The organism is Comamonas avium (assembly GCF_014836675.1).
Classification (GTDB): domain Bacteria; phylum Pseudomonadota; class Gammaproteobacteria; order Burkholderiales; family Burkholderiaceae_C; genus Comamonas; species Comamonas avium.
In genome coordinates, this window is record NZ_JACSQK010000006.1 from 209,214 (window position 1) to 225,908 (window position 16,695).

Sequence of the window (16,695 nt, forward strand, 5' to 3'; positions counted from 1 at the left end):
GGTAGTTCAGTTGGTTAGAATACCGGCCTGTCACGCCGGGGGTCGCGGGTTCGAGTCCCGTCCACTCCGCCAGTTTTTAAAAACCGCATTAATTTTCATTAATGCGGCTTTTTGTTTTTTAAACTTCGAAAAAATGTTCAGTTCGAAGCTCTTGGGTGGTCACTGGATTATTTCGGAGCAAGGCGAATAGCACCATCCAGGCGAATCACTTCACCGTTGAGCATGTCATTTTCAATAATGTGCTTGACCAGCTTGGCATAGTCTTGCGGGGTTCCTAAACGGCTGGGGAAGGGCACACCTGCGGCCAATGTATCTTGCACTTCTTGAGGCATGCCAAACAGCATCGGGGTGCCAAAGATACCGGGCGCAATGGTCATGTTGCGAATGCCGTTGCGTGCTAAGTCGCGGGCAATCGGAAGGGTCATGCCAACCACGCCGCCTTTGGATGCAGCATAGGCCGCTTGACCCATTTGGCCGTCGTAAGCAGCCACGCTGGCTGTGGAGATGAGTACGCCACGCTCTCCCGTGGCTTCAGCCTCATTTTTGCTCATGGCTTGTGCAGCCAGGCGAATCATGTTGAAGCTGCCAATCAGGTTCACTTGAATGACTTTTTGGTAGACAGCCAGGCTGTGGGCGCCATTTTTGCCAACGGTTTTTTCTGCAGGCGCAATGCCTGCACAATTGACCAATCCCATGAGCTTGCCTATTGCTGTGGCCTGCTGCACCACGGCCTGCCCGTCGGCCTCGCTGCTGACATCGCATGGCACAAAAACGCCGCCAATATCTTGGGCTACGGCCTGGCCTTTGTCTGCCTGCATATCGGCAATCACTACTTTGGCGCCGTTGGCAGCCAGCATGCGTGCTGTGCCTTCGCCCAAGCCAGATGCTCCCCCCGTGACAATGAAAACCTTGCCTTGAATGTCCATGCTTGTGCTCCTTGTTTTTCGTTAACGTAAACGTCAATTATGAAAGGTGCTGCTTCTAAATACCAGTCACTTGCGCTGCATGCAGACGAAAAAAAACCCGGCGATAAAGCCGGGCTTAAATGGATCCAAGAAACGGGGGTTTCGAGAGGATCCAAGGAGACAACTGGTAACCAGGTGAACTGGTCGATGTGCGTATTCTAGGGTAAACCCTAGACCTTGTCTAGATCGCAGCTTTAAAAAGCTGAAAAAAATCAGGATTTACGGCTTGCAGGGGCCTGGGCTGCGTTTGTTGCAGTGGCTGTCACAGCCTTCAGATTGGCTTCGGCCAGATCAGATGCTTGCTTGACGGCTTTTTGAACGCCTTCAAAAGCGTTGTTGGCTGCAGAAACGGCGCTCTTCATCACGGCCACAGCTGTTTCGGAGCCAGCAGGAGCGTTCTTGGTGGTCGATTCCACCAAGTTGTTGAAACCTTGCTGCAATTCGCCAGCCTTGGCTTCGAGTGCTTTGCTCACTTCGGTGCTGGTGCTGGTGGCGATGTTGTAGAGGTGGCGGTTGTATGCAGCAGTCTTTTCAGCGAGGGGCTGGAAAAAGCTGGTTTGCAGTGCCAGCAGCTCTTGCGCGTCTTTCACGTTCAGCAGGGCCTGGCTGTGGGTGGCGGCTTCTGCCAATGCGGCGCGCGAAGCTGCAACGTTCAGTTCCACAATCTTTTCAACGCCTTCAAAAGCCTTGGTGGTCAGACCAAACAGGGTTTCGAGGTTGGCTTTGTGGGCTGCGGTGAGTTGTTCAGGTGTGAGTGCCATGGTGAGTTCTCCATCAATAAAAAAAGCTGACAGGGGTGTTAACGGCAGCTGCACTTGTGAATCCAAAAAACCATGTTGCAGCGCAGCATGGATGTATTCTTCCGCAAGCTTCAATTTGGTGCAAGTAATTTTTTGTGCACTGCAGCATTCTTTGCGTTGAATCAGACAAAAGGCGGGTGCAGACGGTAGCGATGTGCGGCAAGGGTGCTGCTTAAGACGTAGCGAGCCTGTCACCTGTATGCATGCGCAATCAACAGTGCGCAGCCAAAATGCGGCGATGACTCAAGCTCATTCTTTTGCTGCACGTCCCGAGGCACAGCCGCGCAGTGTATTTTGCGTTTTTCGTGACATTCCCACGCGCTGGGCCGACAACGATGTCTATGGTCATGTGAATAACGTCGTGTATTACAGCTGGTTTGATACCGCTGTGAATGCCTATCTGATAGAGCAGGGTGCCCTGGATATTCACCAGGGGCAGACAATTGGCCTGGTGATTGAAACCCAGTGCAACTACTTTGCCCCCCTTGCTTTTCCGCAAATTGTGCAGGCGGGGATCAGGGTTGCCAAACTAGGGCACAGCAGTGTGCGCTATGAGATAGGCCTGTTTGCACAAGGCGAGGCAATGAGTGCGGCGGTGGGGCATTTTGTCCATGTCTATGTAGATAAGACGACGCGCCGCCCCTGCCAATTGTCAGCAGTTTTACGGGCCGCACTGCAGCCGCTGGTGCTGCCTATTGCCGAGGGTGAAACTTCATAGCGCCTGGTGCTTGCACATCAAGGAAATTGGCTAGTTTGAATGCATAAGGCTTGCACCAAAGCCTTCGGTGTATGGCCTACACTGTGGCTTTCGCATCCGGCCCGCATGCCATGATTATTACCAGCTTGCTTGATACCGACCTGTATAAGTTCACCATGATGCAGGCGGTACTGCACCAGTTTCCCGGGGCACAGGTTGAATACAAATTCAAATGCCGCAACCCCGGTGTGCAGTTGGCACCTTATGTGCAAGAGATTCGCGATGAAATACGCGCGCTGTGTCAATTGCACTTTCAGGATGCAGAGCTGGCGTATTTGCGCTCACTGCGTTTTATCAAGAGTGACTTTGTGGATTTTCTGAGCCTTTTCAAGCTCAATGAAAAGTACATCACGATCAAGGCGCTTGAAAACGGCGAGATCGATATCACCATCAAAGGCCCATGGCTGCACGTGATTCCGTTTGAGATTCCGGTGCTGGCCATTGTCAATGAGGTCTATTTTCGCAATACCCAGCCTGTACCTGACTTCCTGGAGGGGCGCCGCCGTTTGGATGAAAAAATCAAGCTGCTGCGTGGCGATACGCTGGAGGGCTTGAAGATTGCGGACTACGGCACGCGTCGCCGTTTTAGCCGTGCCTGGCATGAAGAAGTGCTGCGCGTTCTGTGCGGCAAGCTGGGCACAGGCCCTCAGCGCCCCGCACCAGGCCACGGCCCCGGGCAGTTTGCAGGCACCAGCAATGTGCTGTATGCCATGCGACTGGGCATCACCCCTTTGGGCACCATGGCCCATGAGTTTTTGCAAGCCTGCCAGGCATTGGGCCCGCGTTTGCGTGACAGCCAGGTGTTCGGGTTTGAGTCTTGGGCCAAAGAGTACCGTGGCGACTTGGGCATTGCCTTGTCAGATGTGTACGGCATGAGTGCTTTTTTGCGCGACTTTGACCTGTATTTCTGCAAGTTGTTTGATGGTGCGCGCCACGACAGTGGAGACCCTTTTGTGTGGGGTGAGCGTCTGCTGGAGCATTACCGTACCAACCGTGTGGACCCGCTCAACAAGACGCTGATTTTCAGCGATGCGCTGACCATTCCGCGCACGATTGAGCTGTACCAGCGCTTTCATGGCCGCTGCCAGCTGGCCTTTGGCATTGGCACCAATCTGACCAATGACCTGGGTTATGAAGCCTTGCAGGTTGTGATCAAAATGACGCGGTGCAATGACCAGCCGGTGGCCAAATTGTCAGACACCCCGGGCAAGAGCATGTGTGAAGATAAAAAGTACCTGGCCTACCTGCGCCAGGTGTTCGAGATTCCCGAGGAGACCAACGAATGAACTATGTGCGATCTGCTGCTGTGGCTGGCCTGATGGCGGGGTTGCCAGCATGGGCCCAGGCTGCTGAGCTCGACGGTGCAGGCCTGGGGCTTTGGTGGGCAGTACCTTTTGCGGGCTTGCTGCTGTCGATTGCCCTGATGCCTTTGCTGGCGCCTGACTTTTGGCACCACCATTTTGGCAAGGTAACGGCAGCCTGGTCGCTGGCATTTCTGATTCCCTTGGTGCTGATATATGGCATGGGGGCTGCCACCGCTAATTTTGTGCATGCGCTGCTGGCGGAGTATTTGCCTTTTGTGATCTTGCTCACCGCCTTGTATGTCGTGGCCGGTGGTATTTACATTCGCGGCAGTTTGACGGGCACGCCTGGGCTTAACACTGCAATCTTGGCCCTTGGTGCGGTACTGGCTAGTTTCATGGGCACCACAGGTGCGTCCATGCTGCTGATCCGGCCTTTGATTCGCGCCAACGCACACCGCTCGCGCGTGGTGCATGTGGTGGTGTTTTTTATATTCATTGTCTCCAACGCTGGTGGCTCGCTGACGCCGCTGGGGGATCCTCCGCTGTTTCTGGGCTTCTTGAAGGGCGTGGATTTCAGCTGGACGTTGCTGCACATCTGGCCTCAGGCCTTGTTTTTGGTGAGTGCGCTGCTGGCCATCTTTTTTGTGCTGGACAGCTGGCTGTGCAAGAACGACACCAATCAGCTGTCTGCACAGCCAGGCCATGACGCGCGCGAGTCGCTGGGTTTTGACGGCAAGATCAACTTTGTCCTGCTGGGTGTCGTGGTGGGGCTGGTGCTGCTCAGTGGCATGTGGAAGTCCGGCGTGGCATTCAATATTGCTGGCACTGATGTGGGCCTGCCAGGCATGGTTCGTGATGTGGGCCTGATTGCGGTGGCATTGCTGTCGCTGGCGCTCACTCCCAAGGCGGTGCACGCGAACAACCAGTTTGGCTGGGGCCCTATGCAGGAGGTTGCAAAGCTGTTTGCCGGCATATTCCTGACCATCATTCCTGTGATTGCCATGCTCAAGGCGGGGGTCGATGGCCCCTTTGCGGCTATTGTGCGAGCGGTCACCAACCCGGATGGAACGCCCAATGTGGCCATGTACTTCTGGGCCACGGGGGTGCTGTCTTCATTTTTGGATAACGCACCCACTTACCTGGTGTTCTTCAATACTGCAGGTGGTGATCCGGCCTTGCTGATGACGGCTTTGGCTCCCACGCTGGTTGCCATCTCCGCGGGTGCTGTGTTCATGGGCGCCAACTCCTATATCGGTAACGCACCCAATCTGATGGTGAAAGCCATTGCCGAGGACCGAGGCGTGCGCATGCCCAGTTTCTTTGGCTACATGCTGTGGTCGGTCGGCATTCTGGTGCCGCTGTTTATCGTAATGACATTTATCTGGTTCTAAGCCCAATGACAAAGCGCCGTATCTTGATTGCCCGTGCCATCCATCCTGACGTGGTGGCCTTTTTGAAGCAGCACTTTGAAGTGCACACCAACGATGCAGATACTGTCTGGTCGCCCGAGCAGCTGGCGCAGCAGTTGCAGGGAATGGATGGGGTGCTGACAACGTCCTCCGAACGCATCAGTGCACAGGTGCTGGCCGCCTGCCCGCAGCTCAAAGTGGTGGCCAACATGGCAGTGGGCTATAACAATTTTGATGTCGATGCCATGGAGCAAGCTGGTGTGCAAGGCACCAACGCCCCGGATGTACTGACAGAAACCACTGCGGACTTTGGCTTTGCCCTGCTGATGGCCACGGCCCGGCGCATCACCGAAAGCGAGCACTACCTGCGCGCGGGCAAGTGGAGCAAGTGGAGCTACGACATGTTTGCAGGTGCTGAGGTGCACGGCAGCACGCTGGGCATCATTGGCATGGGGCGCATTGGCCAGGGCATTGCCAAGCGCGGTGCTTACGGGTTTGGCATGAACGTGATTTATCACAACCGCTCTCACCTCAGCCCTGCGCTGGAAGCTGAATGCAAGGCCCGCTATGTGAGCAAGGACGAACTGCTGCAAACCGCTGACCACGTGGTGCTGGTGCTGCCGTACACGCCCGAGAGTCACCACACCATTGGCGCGGCCGAACTGGCGCAGATGAAGCCTACCGCCACGCTGATCAATATTGCGCGTGGCGGCATTGTGGATGACGCAGCGCTGGCGCAAGCCCTGAAAGCACAGCGCATTGCCGCTGCTGGCTTGGATGTGTTTGAGGGCGAGCCCAAGGTACATCCAGATTTGCTCACCGTGCCTAACGTAGTGCTCACTCCACACATTGCCAGTGCCACGGTGGCCACACGCCGTGCCATGGGCAAGCTGGCGGCAGACAATTTGGTCGCGGTGCTAGGTGGTGAGCTACCACTTACACCGGTGAATACGCCCGATGCCACAGCGAAGTCTTTGCGCTGGAATAGTGAATAAAGATAAGTAAAAAGATAGCTGTTAGCGCTTGTGTAGTGGTGTTCTTAGATATAAAACTATCTGAAAACTAGAGCTGGCTTGCGTTGATAGCTATATTTTTAAGGAGTTTGTGTGGATTGGATGCCCTGGCTACTGCTGGCCCTGCTGATACTGATCGTGGTCCTGCAACTTGTGCATTGGCTCCTTCCACGGCCTGCGCCGGTGGATCTGGATTTACTGGAGCGGTTGGAGCACCTGGAGCAGGCCCAGCAGCTGACGCAAATGGCGGTGTCTAAAAGCGACGGCGCGCTGGCTGGCATGGGCCAGCAAGTGCAGGGCCTGGTCCATACCTTGGGCCACAACCAGACCACGGCCGCCGACAGCTTGCGCCAACTGGTTGATGCACACATGTCACGACAATTGCAGGAGGCACGCGACAGCCGGCAAGAGCTGCAGCAACACTTCAACACCTTGCAGCAAGCGCTGGCGCAGCAACTGCAAAGACTCAATCAGGACAGCCACCAAACGGCCGAACAGCTGCGTGGCACGCTCAATGAGCGGCTGGCCACCATCCAGGCCGACAACGCGGCCAAGCTTGAAGAGATGCGCCGCACGGTTGATGAAAAACTGCATGCCACGCTGGAGCAGCGCTTGGGCGAATCCTTCAAGCTGGTGAGTGACCGCCTGGAGCAGGTGCACAAGGGCCTGGGTGAAATGCAGTCACTGGCCAGCAGCGTGGGCGATTTGAAGCGCGTGATGACGAATGTGAAAACGCGTGGCACCTGGGGCGAGGTGCAACTGGGTGCCATCATCGACAACGTGCTCACGCCCGAGCAGTACGCACGCAACGTCAAAACCGTGCCGGGCAGCGATGAGCTGGTCGAATTTGCCATACGCCTGCCGGGCCGCGATGACGAGCATCCAGTGTGGCTGCCCATTGATGCCAAGTACCCGGTGGAGCATTACCAGCGGCTGCAAGATGCGCTGGATGCCGTGGACAAGGCGGGTGTTATTTCAGCAGGCAATGCCCTGGAAAGTTCCATCCGCAATGAGGCGAAAAAGATTGCTTCCAAATACGTAGAGCCGCCATTTACCACCGACTTTGCCGTCATGTACCTGCCCTCAGAGGGCTTGTTTGCGGAAGTCATGCGCCGGCCAGGGTTGGTGGAGGCAGTGCAAAATGCATCCCGCGTGGTCATCACCGGCCCAGCCAATCTGGCGGCCATGCTCAACAGCCTGCAGATGGGTTTCAAAACGCTGGCGATTGAAAAGCGCTCATCGGAAGTGTGGGGCGTGCTGGGGCAGGTGAAAACCGAGTTTGCCAAGTTTGGCGAAGTGGTGGAAGCCACGCGCAAATCGATCGATGCGGCGGCCAAGCGTTTTGAACAAGTAGATGTGCGCACACGCGCCATTCAACGCCGTTTGCGCACGGTGCAAGAGCTGCCCAGTGCCGCAAGCACGGCAGAGCTGATGCAGCCGCTGAACCCAGAAAGTGCATGGGCTGCGCCTTTGGCGGCCGCTGACCCTGAGGACGAATGAATCTGTGACCTGGTCGTTAATGCGCCTGATACTGGCGCAAATTTCTATCCACGCCTGTATGACGGGCATGCGCATGGCCACCCCCTTGCTGGCGCTGCGCGAAGGCTATAGCCCTGCTGCCGTGGGCGTGCTGCTGGCGCTGTTTGCGCTGACACAGGTGTTTCTTTCGCTGCCTGCAGGCCGTTATGCAGACCGACATGGTTTGAAGCGCCCTTTGGCTATCAGCGTGGTGACTGCCAGTGTGGGCGCGGGTGCTGCGGTGTTCTTTCCCATCTATCCCGTGCTGTGTCTGGCGGCGCTGCTCAGTGGTGGCGCATCGGGCGCTGCCATCATTGCGTTGCAGCGGCATGTAGGGCGTGCAGCGCATGACACGGTCACGCTGCGCAAAGTATTTAGCTGGCTGGCGATTGGCCCAGCGGTCTCCAACTTTCTGGGGCCATTTTTAGCTGGTTTGCTGATTGACTACGCAGGTGGTGAAGCGGCCAGCGACACCGGTTTTAGGGCTGCATTCTTGCTGATGGCGCTGCTGCCATTGAGTGCATGGCTGTGGGTGCGTACGCTGCAAGAAGAAAAGCCTGCACCCAAGCCCGAGGGGAGCAAGAAAACCACGGCGTGGGACATGTTGCAAAACCAGGGCTTTCGCCGCTTGCTGCTGATGAACTGGGCGCTGTCTTCGTGCTGGGATGTGCACACCTTTGTGGTGCCCATCCTGGGGCATGAGCGTGGGTTGTCGGCCTCGGTGATTGGCTCCATCCTGGGTGCGTTTGCGATTGCGGCGGCAGCCATTCGTGTGCTGATTCCGCTGCTGTCGGAGCGCATCAGTGAGTGGAAGGTCGTCATGGGGGCCATGCTGGGCGCATGCCTGCTGTTCACGCTATACCCCTTCATGTCTAACGCCTGGGCCATGATGGGGTGTTCGATCGTGCTGGGTCTGGTGCTCGGTTCGGTGCAGCCGATGGTGATGAGCATGATTCACCAAATTACACCGCCCGATCGACAAGGCGAAGCATTGGGCCTGCGCATGATGGCCATTAACGGCTCCAGCGTGATCATGCCTGTGCTGTTTGGCTCCATAGGTACGGTGGTCGGAGTCTCGGCCCTGTTCTGGGCGGTCGGGGCCGTGGTGGGCGGCTCTTCACGTTTGCCTTGGCTTCTGGGTAAAGAGGACATGAAGGCGCACAACGTATTGCCGCACATGGGTGCCGGCAAATAGCGGCCAGCAAGTCAGGCGGTGTACGTGTGCTCGCTGAAGATTAAAAAAAGCAGCCCTGAGGCTGCTTTTTTCATGGGGCCGCTTTAATCGGCTAACTGGTAGAAATCTTTGATGATGTCCCACGCCGCCTGCGGGGTGTCGACAAAGTGAAACAGCGCCAAGTCTTGTGGGGAAATCATGCCTTCTTGCACCAGCAGATCGAAGTTAAATACCTGTTTCCAGAACTGGCTGTCAAACAAGATGATGGGAACGGGCTTGACCTTGGTGGTCTGTACCAGTGTCAGCACTTCAAACAGCTCGTCCATCGTGCCAAAGCCACCAGGGAAGGCAACCAAGGCTTTGGCGCGCATCATGAAGTGCATTTTGCGCAGCGCAAAGTAGTGAAATTTGAAGCTCAGCTCTGGCGTGATATAGCGATTGCCTTGCTGCTCATGGGGCAGCAAAATGTTCAGCCCCACGTTGTCTGCACCGGCTTCAAAAGCACCACGGTTGGCCGCTTCCATGATGCCGGGGCCTCCGCCGGTGCAAATGTAGATGCGCTGATCTTGCGGCTGGTGCTGGCTGTGCTCGGCCACCAGACGCGCAAATGCGCGAGCATTTTCATAGCGGTCAGCGTTGCGAACGTCACGCTCTGCAGCGCGAATTTGCGCGGCATCGCCATTGGCCTGTGCTGTCGCCAAACGTGCTTGCGCCGTCTGTGCATCAACAAAACGGGCGCTGCCGTAGACCACCACAGTGTGCTCAATGCCGTGGGCCTGCTGGCCCAGATCGGGTTTGAGCATCTCCAGCTGAAAACGGATGCCACGCGCCTCACGCCGAGCCATGAACTCGGGGTCGGCAAACGCCAGTCGGTAGGCGTCGGGCAGCATAGGGTCAGCCACCACAGATTCACGGGCGGCTGCGGGAGCGTCAAGCGGGGCTAAGTCTTCTTCCAGCGAACGCTCGTGCAGGGATGTTTTCGTGTCCATAAATCTCCAATTGCACTATCACAGGGACAAGCTGCAATCTTCGCAGATTGCGCAGCGCTTGCAGTGCAAAAAGTTCGAGAAGCTCGATAGAGTTAACGCAGCGCATGCACGGTGTAAATACCGGCAATGGTCAAACTTAAAGAGGCAAAGAGGTGGACAGCTGTCCACGCCATGGCCATGCCCCAGCGCTGTGCTTGAAGCAGTCCAACCACTTCAGCCGAAAAGCTGGAGAAGGTGGTGAGCCCACCCAAAAAACCGGTGATGATGGCCAGACGCCAGATTGGATCAAGCTGGGGTGAGGCATTCAGCCAGGCAACGGCCAGGCCAATGCCGTAGCCGCCGATGGCATTGGCGGCCAAGGTGCCCCAGGCCAGATGCCCGTGAGCGGTCAGCCACAGGCCCAGCTGCCAGCGCGCCAAGGCGCCAAGGCTGGCTCCTGTGCAAATGGCGATGACGTGGTGCATGGTTTTTTAGATGAAAGCTGGCGCTGCCCATTGTGCGGATCAGCGATGGCCGCTTATTTGTTGGGTGTTTCAGACTCTGCGCTAGACGCTTCTTCTGCCTGTGGCTGATTGGGCACGACACGACTGACGCTGGGCGGTACATCACGGCCAGCTCTGCGCGCGCGAAACAGTGCTGCGCGCATCAAAAAGATGGTGGTGATAGGCACGGTCACGGCGATGAATACGGCAATCAGCAGTGCATGCAGCGCCAGACCTTGGCCGGTGGCACTGAAAAATACAAATGTGGCCCACATGATCAGCCAGCATCCCATGGTGGCAATGATGGAAGGCGCATGCACGCGTTCAAAGTAGCTTTTTAAGCGCATCAAACCCAGCGAGCCAAGGAAGGCAATAGTGGCGCCACCCAGAACAAAAATGGCAATCAGAATCTCGGCCCACATGGGCAGTTGAACTTCGTTCATTCAATCACCTCGCCACGCAGCAAAAATTTGGCCATGGCTGTAGAGCTGACGCAGCCGAACAGGGAGATCAGCAGCGCCGCCTCAAAGTACATGGAAGAGCTGTACATGATGCCCAGCACCAGCATGACCAGCATGCCGTTGAGGTACATGCAGTCCAGAGCCAGTACCCGGTCTTGGGCAGATGGGCCTTTGAGCAGGCGCGTCAGCGTACAGGCCATGGCCAGAACCAGCAGAAACAGGGCAGCGGACAAGGCCCACATCAGCCATTGACTCATTCGAAGATCTCCATCAGTGGGCGCTCGTACTTGGTTTTGACATGGTCAATGATGATTTGCGGATCCTCGACTTCCAGAACATGCAGCAGCAGCATAGAACGGTCGCGCGATATCTCGGCCCATGCGGTACCAGGTGTGATGCAGGTGATCATGGCCAGCACGGCAAGGCCATTGGGGTCTTGCAACTGCAAAGGAATGTGCACAAATGCGGCCGGGTGTTTGCGCAACGATGGGAAGAGCAAAAAGCGCACGACCTGAAAGTTGGACACAGAGGTGTCTGCCACCACGGTGATAGCCAGCTTGAAAATAATCCAGGGGTGGCGCACACGTACTGGTAAAGGACGAAGACCTCGTGTCAGTACAGGAATGAGCAGCCCCAGCAATGCACCCAGTACGAGGTGGCCTGCACTGACCGAGTGGTTCAATAGCAGCCACAGCACAAACAAAGCCACAGACAGCAGCGGCGCTGGAAAAATTAATTTCATCATGGCTTGGCTCCCGGTGCTGCGGTGGCGGGTGCCGCAGGTGCTGGGTTCGCAATGGGCTGGGTTTCCATCACTGCTTGAATATAAATATCGGGCGAATGCAGTGTGTTGGCCGCATTTTGTGTGTATTGCATCACGTAGTCCGCCTTGACGGTCAGCACGATGCACAGCGCCATCAGGGCGGCAATGGGCAGCCCCTCGGAGATGCGCAGCTCAGGGGTGCCACGTTCATGGGTCGCCCAGAAATGGCGAACGCCTGCGCGAGTCAGAGAAATCAGTGCCAGCAGACCGGTGCCAATCATCAGCGCCATCAGCACCCAGCCCCAGTGCCCGGCCTGATAGCCCGCTGACTGCCCAAGGCCGACTGGGTTGATGAGGTTGCTGAGCATGGCAAATTTTCCAATGAACCCGGACAGCGGTGGCAAGCCAGCGACCACCAGGGTGCACATGATGAACGCCAGACCCAAAAACGCAGCCGATGCAGGGATGGCTCGCCCAATCAGGACCTGCTCGTTTTCGTCCAGATTGAGACTCTGAGTGGGAACCAGCTCAGAGTTGAGGAAGGGGGCTTCCTCGTCATCAATATCCACATTGCCGTCGTTGCGCCAGCGGTCCATGATGTCAGCCAGCATGAACAAGATGGCAACCGCCAGCGTCGAGCTGGGCAGGTAATACAAAAGACCTGCGGTCAACATGTTCTGCCCAAAGCCAATGGCCGCAAGCAAGGTGCCTGAAGACAGAATGGCCGCGTACCCGGCCAAATGGGTCAGGCGTGTGGCTGCCAATGTGCCAATGCCGCCAAACACCATGGTGACCATGCCGCCCACAATGAGCCATGTTGAACCAAAGAGGGCGGAGTCCCCAGCTTCGCTGGAGAACATGAGCGTCCACAAACGCAAAATTGTGTAGATCCCTACCTTGGTCATCAAGGCAAACAAAGCACCCACGGGGGCAGTTGCTGCGCTGTAGGCGGGAACGAGCCAGAAGTTCAACGGCCAGACGGCAGCCTTGATCAAAAAGGCAGTGGCCAGAATGCCGGCTGCGGCGTGCAGCAAGCCGCGGTCTGCGGCCGAGACCTCGGGAATGGCCTGGGCCAAATCAGCCATGTTCAACGTGCCGGTCAGGCCGTACAACATGGACACACCAATCAAAAACAGCGATGACGCAGCCAAGTTGATGGCGATGTAATGCAAACCAGCTTGCACGCGCATGCGGCCAGAACCATGCAGCAGCAGGCCATAAGAGGCTGCCAGCATGATTTCAAAGAACACAAACAAATTGAACAAATCAGCCGTGAGAAACGCGCCTGACAGGCCCATGAGCTGCAACTGGAACAAGGGATGAAAGTGCACCCCCGCCTTGTGCCACCGTGCAGTGGAAAAAAGGCTGGCAGCCAAGGCAATGCTGTAAGAAAGAACCAGCATCAATGCGGTCAGTCGATCAACGGCAAGCACAATCCCGAAGGGAGCTTGCCAGTTGCCAGACAAATACACGCCCATGGTGGTGCTGGAGCCAGCTTGGTCGGTCCATAGCAGCAGCGCAACCGAGACCAGAAGGCCCAGCGCAGTAGCTGCAACGTTCATCACCATTTTGACCTGTTGCTGCTCTTCTTTGAGTAGCAGCATGATGGCTGCCACCAGCATGGGCAGCACAATGGGGGCAAGCATGAGATGCGGCATCAAAGATGCCAGCCATTCGAGAACCAAGCTCATGGCATCTCCTGCATGTCACGAGATTTCACGCCATCCACATGGTCGGTGCCGGACATGCCGCGAGAAGCGAGCAGGACCACCAAGAAAAGTGCAGTCATCGCGAAACCAATCACGATCGCGGTGAGTACTAAGGCTTGGGGCATAGGGTCGGCGTAGTGTGCCAATGTCTCTGGGATACCGGGTCGCAGCACGGGTTCTTTGTCGATGGCAAGGCCTTGACGGCCCATGCTGAAAATGAACAGATTCACTGCATACGACAGCAAAGAAAGGCCCACAATTACTTGGAAGGTACGAGGGCGCAGCAGCAGCCAGACTCCTGAGCCGGCCAGTACACCGATGGCAATCGCTAGAACGGTTTCCATTAACGATCCCCTTCGCGAGCGTTTTGCTCTTCTTGCATACGTGCGTGGTAGCGATGGCCGCGCACCGTCTGGTGAGCGATGGCCGTCAAAATCAGCAGGGTAGAACCCACAACCAAAGTAAAGACTCCTATATCAAAGAACGTAGCACTGGCCAGGTGAATCTGACCCAGCCAAGGCAAGCTGAAGTGGAAGGTGTGGCTTGTCATGAATGGATAGCCCGCGACGAGCGATCCAAGGCCAGTCAAGATGGCGAACAACAGACCAAAGCCAATCCAGCGGCGAGGGAACAGCGGCATGTGTGCTTCGACCCAGTGCGTTCCCGAAATGATGTACTGCAGCAGTAGCGCAACGGAAAAGACCAGACCCGCCACAAAGCCACCACCGGGCTCGTTGTGCCCGCGCATGAAGAGATAGACCGAAACCAGCGTGGCAAAGGGCAGCAGCAAGCGCACCAGCACCGCAGGCACCATCAAATAACCTACGGCAGTATCGGTAGCGTGACGCGGGTTGATCAGATCGGTTTGCAAGTCACCAGGCACATAGCGTTGCTGCTCTGGAATGTCCATGGTTTCGCGTGCAGGCCGGAAACGGCGCAGCAATGCATAAACCGTCAGGGCCACAACACCCAGCACAACAATTTCACCAAAGGTATCAAAGCCTCGGAAGTCCACCAGCATCACGTTGACAACGTTGGTGCCGCCACCTTCAATCAGTGCGCGTTCCAGGAAAAAGGTCGATGTGCTCTCCGGGAAAGGGCGGCTCATCATGGCAAAAGCCAGCCAGCCCACACCGCCGCCTGCAGCCAAGGCAATCAGCAAGTCGCGCATGCGGCGGGCGCGCGCCGTTAACTCGGTGGACAACACAGGGATGCGCAAGTTTTTGTCGCGTTTGGGGAGCCACCGCAAACCCAGCAAGATGAGTACGGTGGTGACAACTTCAACGACCAATTGCGTCAGGGCCAGATCGGGTGCAGAAAACCACAGGAATGTGATGCAGGTGCACAGGCCAGCACCGCCGAGCATGATCAGCGCAGCCATCCGGTGGTATTTGGCTTTCCATGCCGCTGCCAGGGCGCATAGGCTCCCCACCGTCCACAGCAAGATGAAGGCCGGTGATAAAGGCAAGTTAGCGCGGTTGCCGAGTTCTAGCCCACGTATCCACAACGGCAGCACACCAGCGCCCAACGCGACCAACACCAGCCACAGCATTTGCCATTGCAGATGCTGTGTATTGAGCAAGCGCCGGGTATCTCGTGCAAGCAGCGTCAGGCGAGCCATCACATTTTCAAAGATGCGCTTGCCGTCGAGATTGAATAAAAGTGGTACGCCGTCTTTGAGTACGCCTTGCTTGCGTAACCAATGCAATGCGGTGTACAGCACAATGCCGCCAATCAAGGCCACCACACTCATGATCAATGGCGTATTGATGCCGTGCCACACGGCCAGGCTGAAGTGAGGCAGGTTGCCGCCCACCACAGGCAGTGCCGCAGCGTTGAGGAAATCACCAACAGCCCAGGCCGGGAAGATGCCGACGAGCAAACAGATCAGCACCAGCAGCTCAACCGGAACACGCATCCAATGGGGCGGTTCATGGGGCTTGCGTGGCAAATCAGTGGCTTTGGGGCCAAAGTAAACATCAGCGGTAAAGCACAGCGAGTACGCCACACTGAACATGCCCGCAATAGTCGCCGCCAGTGGCAGTGCGATGCTGACCCAGTGATCTGCATCGACAAAAACGGTTTCTGCAAAGAACATTTCCTTTGACAGGAATCCGTTAAGCAATGGAACGCCTGCCATGGCTGCGCTGGCAACACAGGCTAAGGTCGCTGTGACAGGCATCATCTTGCGCAGCCCGGACAGCCGGTCCATGTCGCGGGTGCCGCTTTCATGGTCGACAATGCCAGCCGCCATAAACAGCGAGGCTTTGAACGTGGCGTGGTTCATGATGTGAAACACCGCTGCCACTGCCGCCAAAGGACTATTGAGCCCCAGCAGCAAAGTAATTAAGCCCAAGTGAGAAATCGTGGAATAGGCCAGCAATCCCTTGAGATCTCGCTGAAACATGGCAAAAAATCCACCCAGCAGCAAGGTAATGGCTCCGGCGCCGCCGACGAGCCAAAACCACTCATCCGTTCCGGACAGCACTGGCCATAGACGGGCCATCAGAAAGACCCCCGCCTTTACCATTGTGGCTGAGTGCAGGTAAGCAGATACGGGTGTGGGCGCTGCCATGGCATGGGGCAGCCAAAAATGAAAAGGAAACTGAGCGCTTTTGGTCAGGGCGCCTAATAAGATCAGAACCAGCATGGGGGTGTACAGGTCGTGTGCCCGGACTTGTTCACCTGCTGCCAAAACGTTCTCTAAGTCATAGCTTCCAACGATATGACCCAGGATCAACATGCCCGCGAACATGCACAGCCCACCTGTACCCGTCACGGTCAAAGCCATGCGTGCGCCGCGGCGTGCATCTTGGCGATGGTGCCAATAGCCAATCAGTAAGAACGAAAAGAGGCTGGTTAGCTCCCAAAAGAACACCATTTGAATGATGTTGCCGGAAAGAACAACGCCAGACATCGCCCCCATAAATGCCAGAAGGAACGAAAAAAACCGTGGCACAGGATCTGCTGGTGACATGTAGTAGCGCGCATAAAGCACCACTAAAGAGCCAATGCCAAGCACCAGCATGCTGAACATCCATGCAAAACCATCCATGCGGACGACAAAATTCAGCCCAAGCGCAGGCAACCAGACCAATTCTTGGCGTATCACGCCTCCGTCTGCTATTTCTGGGAAAAACAGGGCGGCCTGTATGACGCAGGCAAGAGCAATGATTCCCGCAAGCGTGGATTCGGTATTCCGTGCGTTCGCAGGCAAAACGGCGGCTAGAAGGCTGCCGATAAAGGGGAGAAGAATGAGCGAGATCAGAGGCATGAATTTTTATTCTATGGGGCAGTGGTCTCTTCGAGTGCTATGAAAACTTAAGCTACAAAGGGTTTTCTATGTAACGC

General features: G+C 56.4%; 16 protein-coding genes. 6 read left to right on the forward strand and 10 right to left on the reverse strand.

Annotation, left to right across the window (positions count from 1 at the left end; translation table 11 throughout):
• Positions 1-167: 167 nt before the first annotated feature.
• Together H9646_RS13360 and H9646_RS13365 are read right to left on the reverse strand one after the other, a co-directional pair.
• Entirely contained in the window at positions 168-926 is a 759-nt protein-coding gene (locus H9646_RS13360; protein ID WP_191723860.1) for a 3-hydroxyacyl-CoA dehydrogenase, read from the reverse strand.
• 251 nt (positions 927-1,177) lie between these two features.
• Positions 1,178-1,726 (reverse strand): phasin family protein, encoded by a 549-nt coding sequence (locus tag H9646_RS13365; protein WP_191723861.1) that lies wholly within the window; start codon positions 1,724-1,726, stop codon positions 1,178-1,180.
• A gap of 277 nt (positions 1,727-2,003) precedes the next feature.
• Between H9646_RS13365 and H9646_RS13370 the strand changes: the two genes are divergently transcribed.
• The 6 genes from H9646_RS13370 to H9646_RS13395 all read left to right on the forward strand — a co-directional run bounded on the left by H9646_RS13370 (position 2,004) and on the right by H9646_RS13395 (position 8,961).
• Positions 2,004-2,483: an acyl-CoA thioesterase gene (locus H9646_RS13370; protein WP_191723862.1), complete on the forward strand. Its 480-nt coding sequence runs from the start codon at positions 2,004-2,006 to the stop codon at positions 2,481-2,483.
• 110 nt (positions 2,484-2,593) lie between these two features.
• Positions 2,594-3,808 carry a nicotinate phosphoribosyltransferase gene (gene pncB, locus H9646_RS13375; RefSeq protein ID WP_191724064.1) on the forward strand — a complete coding sequence of 405 codons (1,215 nt, stop codon included), beginning with the start codon at positions 2,594-2,596 and terminating at the stop codon, positions 3,806-3,808.
• Positions 3,805-5,217, forward strand: coding sequence for a sodium:proton antiporter (locus tag H9646_RS13380; RefSeq protein ID WP_191723863.1), 1,413 nt, complete (start codon positions 3,805-3,807; stop codon positions 5,215-5,217). The genes pncB and H9646_RS13380 overlap by 4 nt, the downstream gene beginning before the upstream one ends.
• Positions 5,218-5,222: 5 nt before the next feature.
• A complete protein-coding gene (locus H9646_RS13385; protein ID WP_191723864.1) occupies positions 5,223-6,230 on the forward strand; it encodes a 2-hydroxyacid dehydrogenase in 1,008 nt (335 codons plus the stop codon).
• 120 nt (positions 6,231-6,350) lie between these two features.
• Complete coding sequence (locus tag H9646_RS13390) at positions 6,351-7,748, forward strand: DNA recombination protein RmuC (protein WP_191724065.1); 1,398 nt, start codon at positions 6,351-6,353, stop codon at positions 7,746-7,748.
• A gap of 4 nt (positions 7,749-7,752) precedes the next feature.
• Positions 7,753-8,961, forward strand: coding sequence for an MFS transporter (locus H9646_RS13395; protein WP_191723865.1), 1,209 nt, complete (start codon positions 7,753-7,755; stop codon positions 8,959-8,961).
• Positions 8,962-9,044: 83 nt separating this feature from the next.
• Here H9646_RS13395 and H9646_RS13400 read toward each other — a convergent pair whose 3' ends face one another.
• The 8 genes from H9646_RS13400 to H9646_RS13435 form a co-directional block, all read right to left on the reverse strand.
• A complete protein-coding gene (locus H9646_RS13400) occupies positions 9,045-9,929 on the reverse strand; it encodes an LOG family protein (RefSeq protein ID WP_191723866.1) in 885 nt (294 codons plus the stop codon).
• A 92-nt stretch (positions 9,930-10,021) separates the two neighbouring features.
• Positions 10,022-10,393, reverse strand: a complete 372-nt coding sequence (gene crcB / locus H9646_RS13405; protein ID WP_191723867.1) for a fluoride efflux transporter CrcB — start codon at positions 10,391-10,393, stop codon at positions 10,022-10,024.
• Between the two features lie 53 nt (positions 10,394-10,446).
• Entirely contained in the window at positions 10,447-10,854 is a 408-nt protein-coding gene (mnhG, locus tag H9646_RS13410; RefSeq protein WP_191723868.1) for a monovalent cation/H(+) antiporter subunit G, read from the reverse strand.
• Positions 10,851-11,129, reverse strand: coding sequence for a K+/H+ antiporter subunit F (locus H9646_RS13415; RefSeq protein WP_191723869.1), 279 nt, complete (start codon positions 11,127-11,129; stop codon positions 10,851-10,853). The genes mnhG and H9646_RS13415 overlap by 4 nt, the downstream gene beginning before the upstream one ends.
• The gene (locus H9646_RS13420) at positions 11,126-11,617 is read right to left on the reverse strand and encodes a Na+/H+ antiporter subunit E (protein WP_191723870.1); all 492 of its coding nucleotides are present in this window, start codon (positions 11,615-11,617) and stop codon (positions 11,126-11,128) included. The genes H9646_RS13415 and H9646_RS13420 overlap by 4 nt, the downstream gene beginning before the upstream one ends.
• Positions 11,614-13,326 (reverse strand): monovalent cation/H+ antiporter subunit D, encoded by a 1,713-nt coding sequence (locus tag H9646_RS13425; protein ID WP_191723871.1) that lies wholly within the window; start codon positions 13,324-13,326, stop codon positions 11,614-11,616. Before H9646_RS13425 ends, H9646_RS13420 begins: the two co-directional genes overlap by 4 nt.
• On the reverse strand, positions 13,323-13,688 hold the full coding sequence (locus H9646_RS13430; protein ID WP_191723872.1) for a Na+/H+ antiporter subunit C: 366 nt from the start codon (positions 13,686-13,688) through the stop codon (positions 13,323-13,325). Before H9646_RS13430 ends, H9646_RS13425 begins: the two co-directional genes overlap by 4 nt.
• Positions 13,688-16,618, reverse strand: a complete 2,931-nt coding sequence (locus H9646_RS13435) for a monovalent cation/H+ antiporter subunit A (protein ID WP_191723873.1) — start codon at positions 16,616-16,618, stop codon at positions 13,688-13,690. The genes H9646_RS13430 and H9646_RS13435 overlap by 1 nt, the downstream gene beginning before the upstream one ends.
• Positions 16,619-16,695 lie beyond the last annotated feature (77 nt).

Coding starts and splice junctions, on each gene's coding strand:
- H9646_RS13360 (WP_191723860.1), bottom strand. CDS start 926: ATGGACATTCAAGGCAAGGTTTTCATTGTCACGGGGGGAGCATCTGGC.
- H9646_RS13365 (WP_191723861.1), bottom strand. CDS start 1,726: ATGGCACTCACACCTGAACAACTCACCGCAGCCCACAAAGCCAACCTC.
- H9646_RS13370 (WP_191723862.1), top strand. CDS start 2,004: ATGACTCAAGCTCATTCTTTTGCTGCACGTCCCGAGGCACAGCCGCGC.
- pncB (WP_191724064.1), top strand. CDS start 2,594: ATGATTATTACCAGCTTGCTTGATACCGACCTGTATAAGTTCACCATG.
- H9646_RS13380 (WP_191723863.1), top strand. CDS start 3,805: ATGAACTATGTGCGATCTGCTGCTGTGGCTGGCCTGATGGCGGGGTTG.
- H9646_RS13385 (WP_191723864.1), top strand. CDS start 5,223: ATGACAAAGCGCCGTATCTTGATTGCCCGTGCCATCCATCCTGACGTG.
- H9646_RS13390 (WP_191724065.1), top strand. CDS start 6,351: ATGCCCTGGCTACTGCTGGCCCTGCTGATACTGATCGTGGTCCTGCAA.
- H9646_RS13400 (WP_191723866.1), bottom strand. CDS start 9,929: ATGGACACGAAAACATCCCTGCACGAGCGTTCGCTGGAAGAAGACTTA.
- crcB (WP_191723867.1), bottom strand. CDS start 10,393: ATGCACCACGTCATCGCCATTTGCACAGGAGCCAGCCTTGGCGCCTTG.
- mnhG (WP_191723868.1), bottom strand. CDS start 10,854: ATGAACGAAGTTCAACTGCCCATGTGGGCCGAGATTCTGATTGCCATT.
- H9646_RS13415 (WP_191723869.1), bottom strand. CDS start 11,129: ATGAGTCAATGGCTGATGTGGGCCTTGTCCGCTGCCCTGTTTCTGCTG.
- H9646_RS13420 (WP_191723870.1), bottom strand. CDS start 11,617: ATGATGAAATTAATTTTTCCAGCGCCGCTGCTGTCTGTGGCTTTGTTT.
- H9646_RS13425 (WP_191723871.1), bottom strand. CDS start 13,326: ATGAGCTTGGTTCTCGAATGGCTGGCATCTTTGATGCCGCATCTCATG.
- H9646_RS13430 (WP_191723872.1), bottom strand. CDS start 13,688: ATGGAAACCGTTCTAGCGATTGCCATCGGTGTACTGGCCGGCTCAGGA.
- H9646_RS13435 (WP_191723873.1), bottom strand. CDS start 16,618: ATGCCTCTGATCTCGCTCATTCTTCTCCCCTTTATCGGCAGCCTTCTA.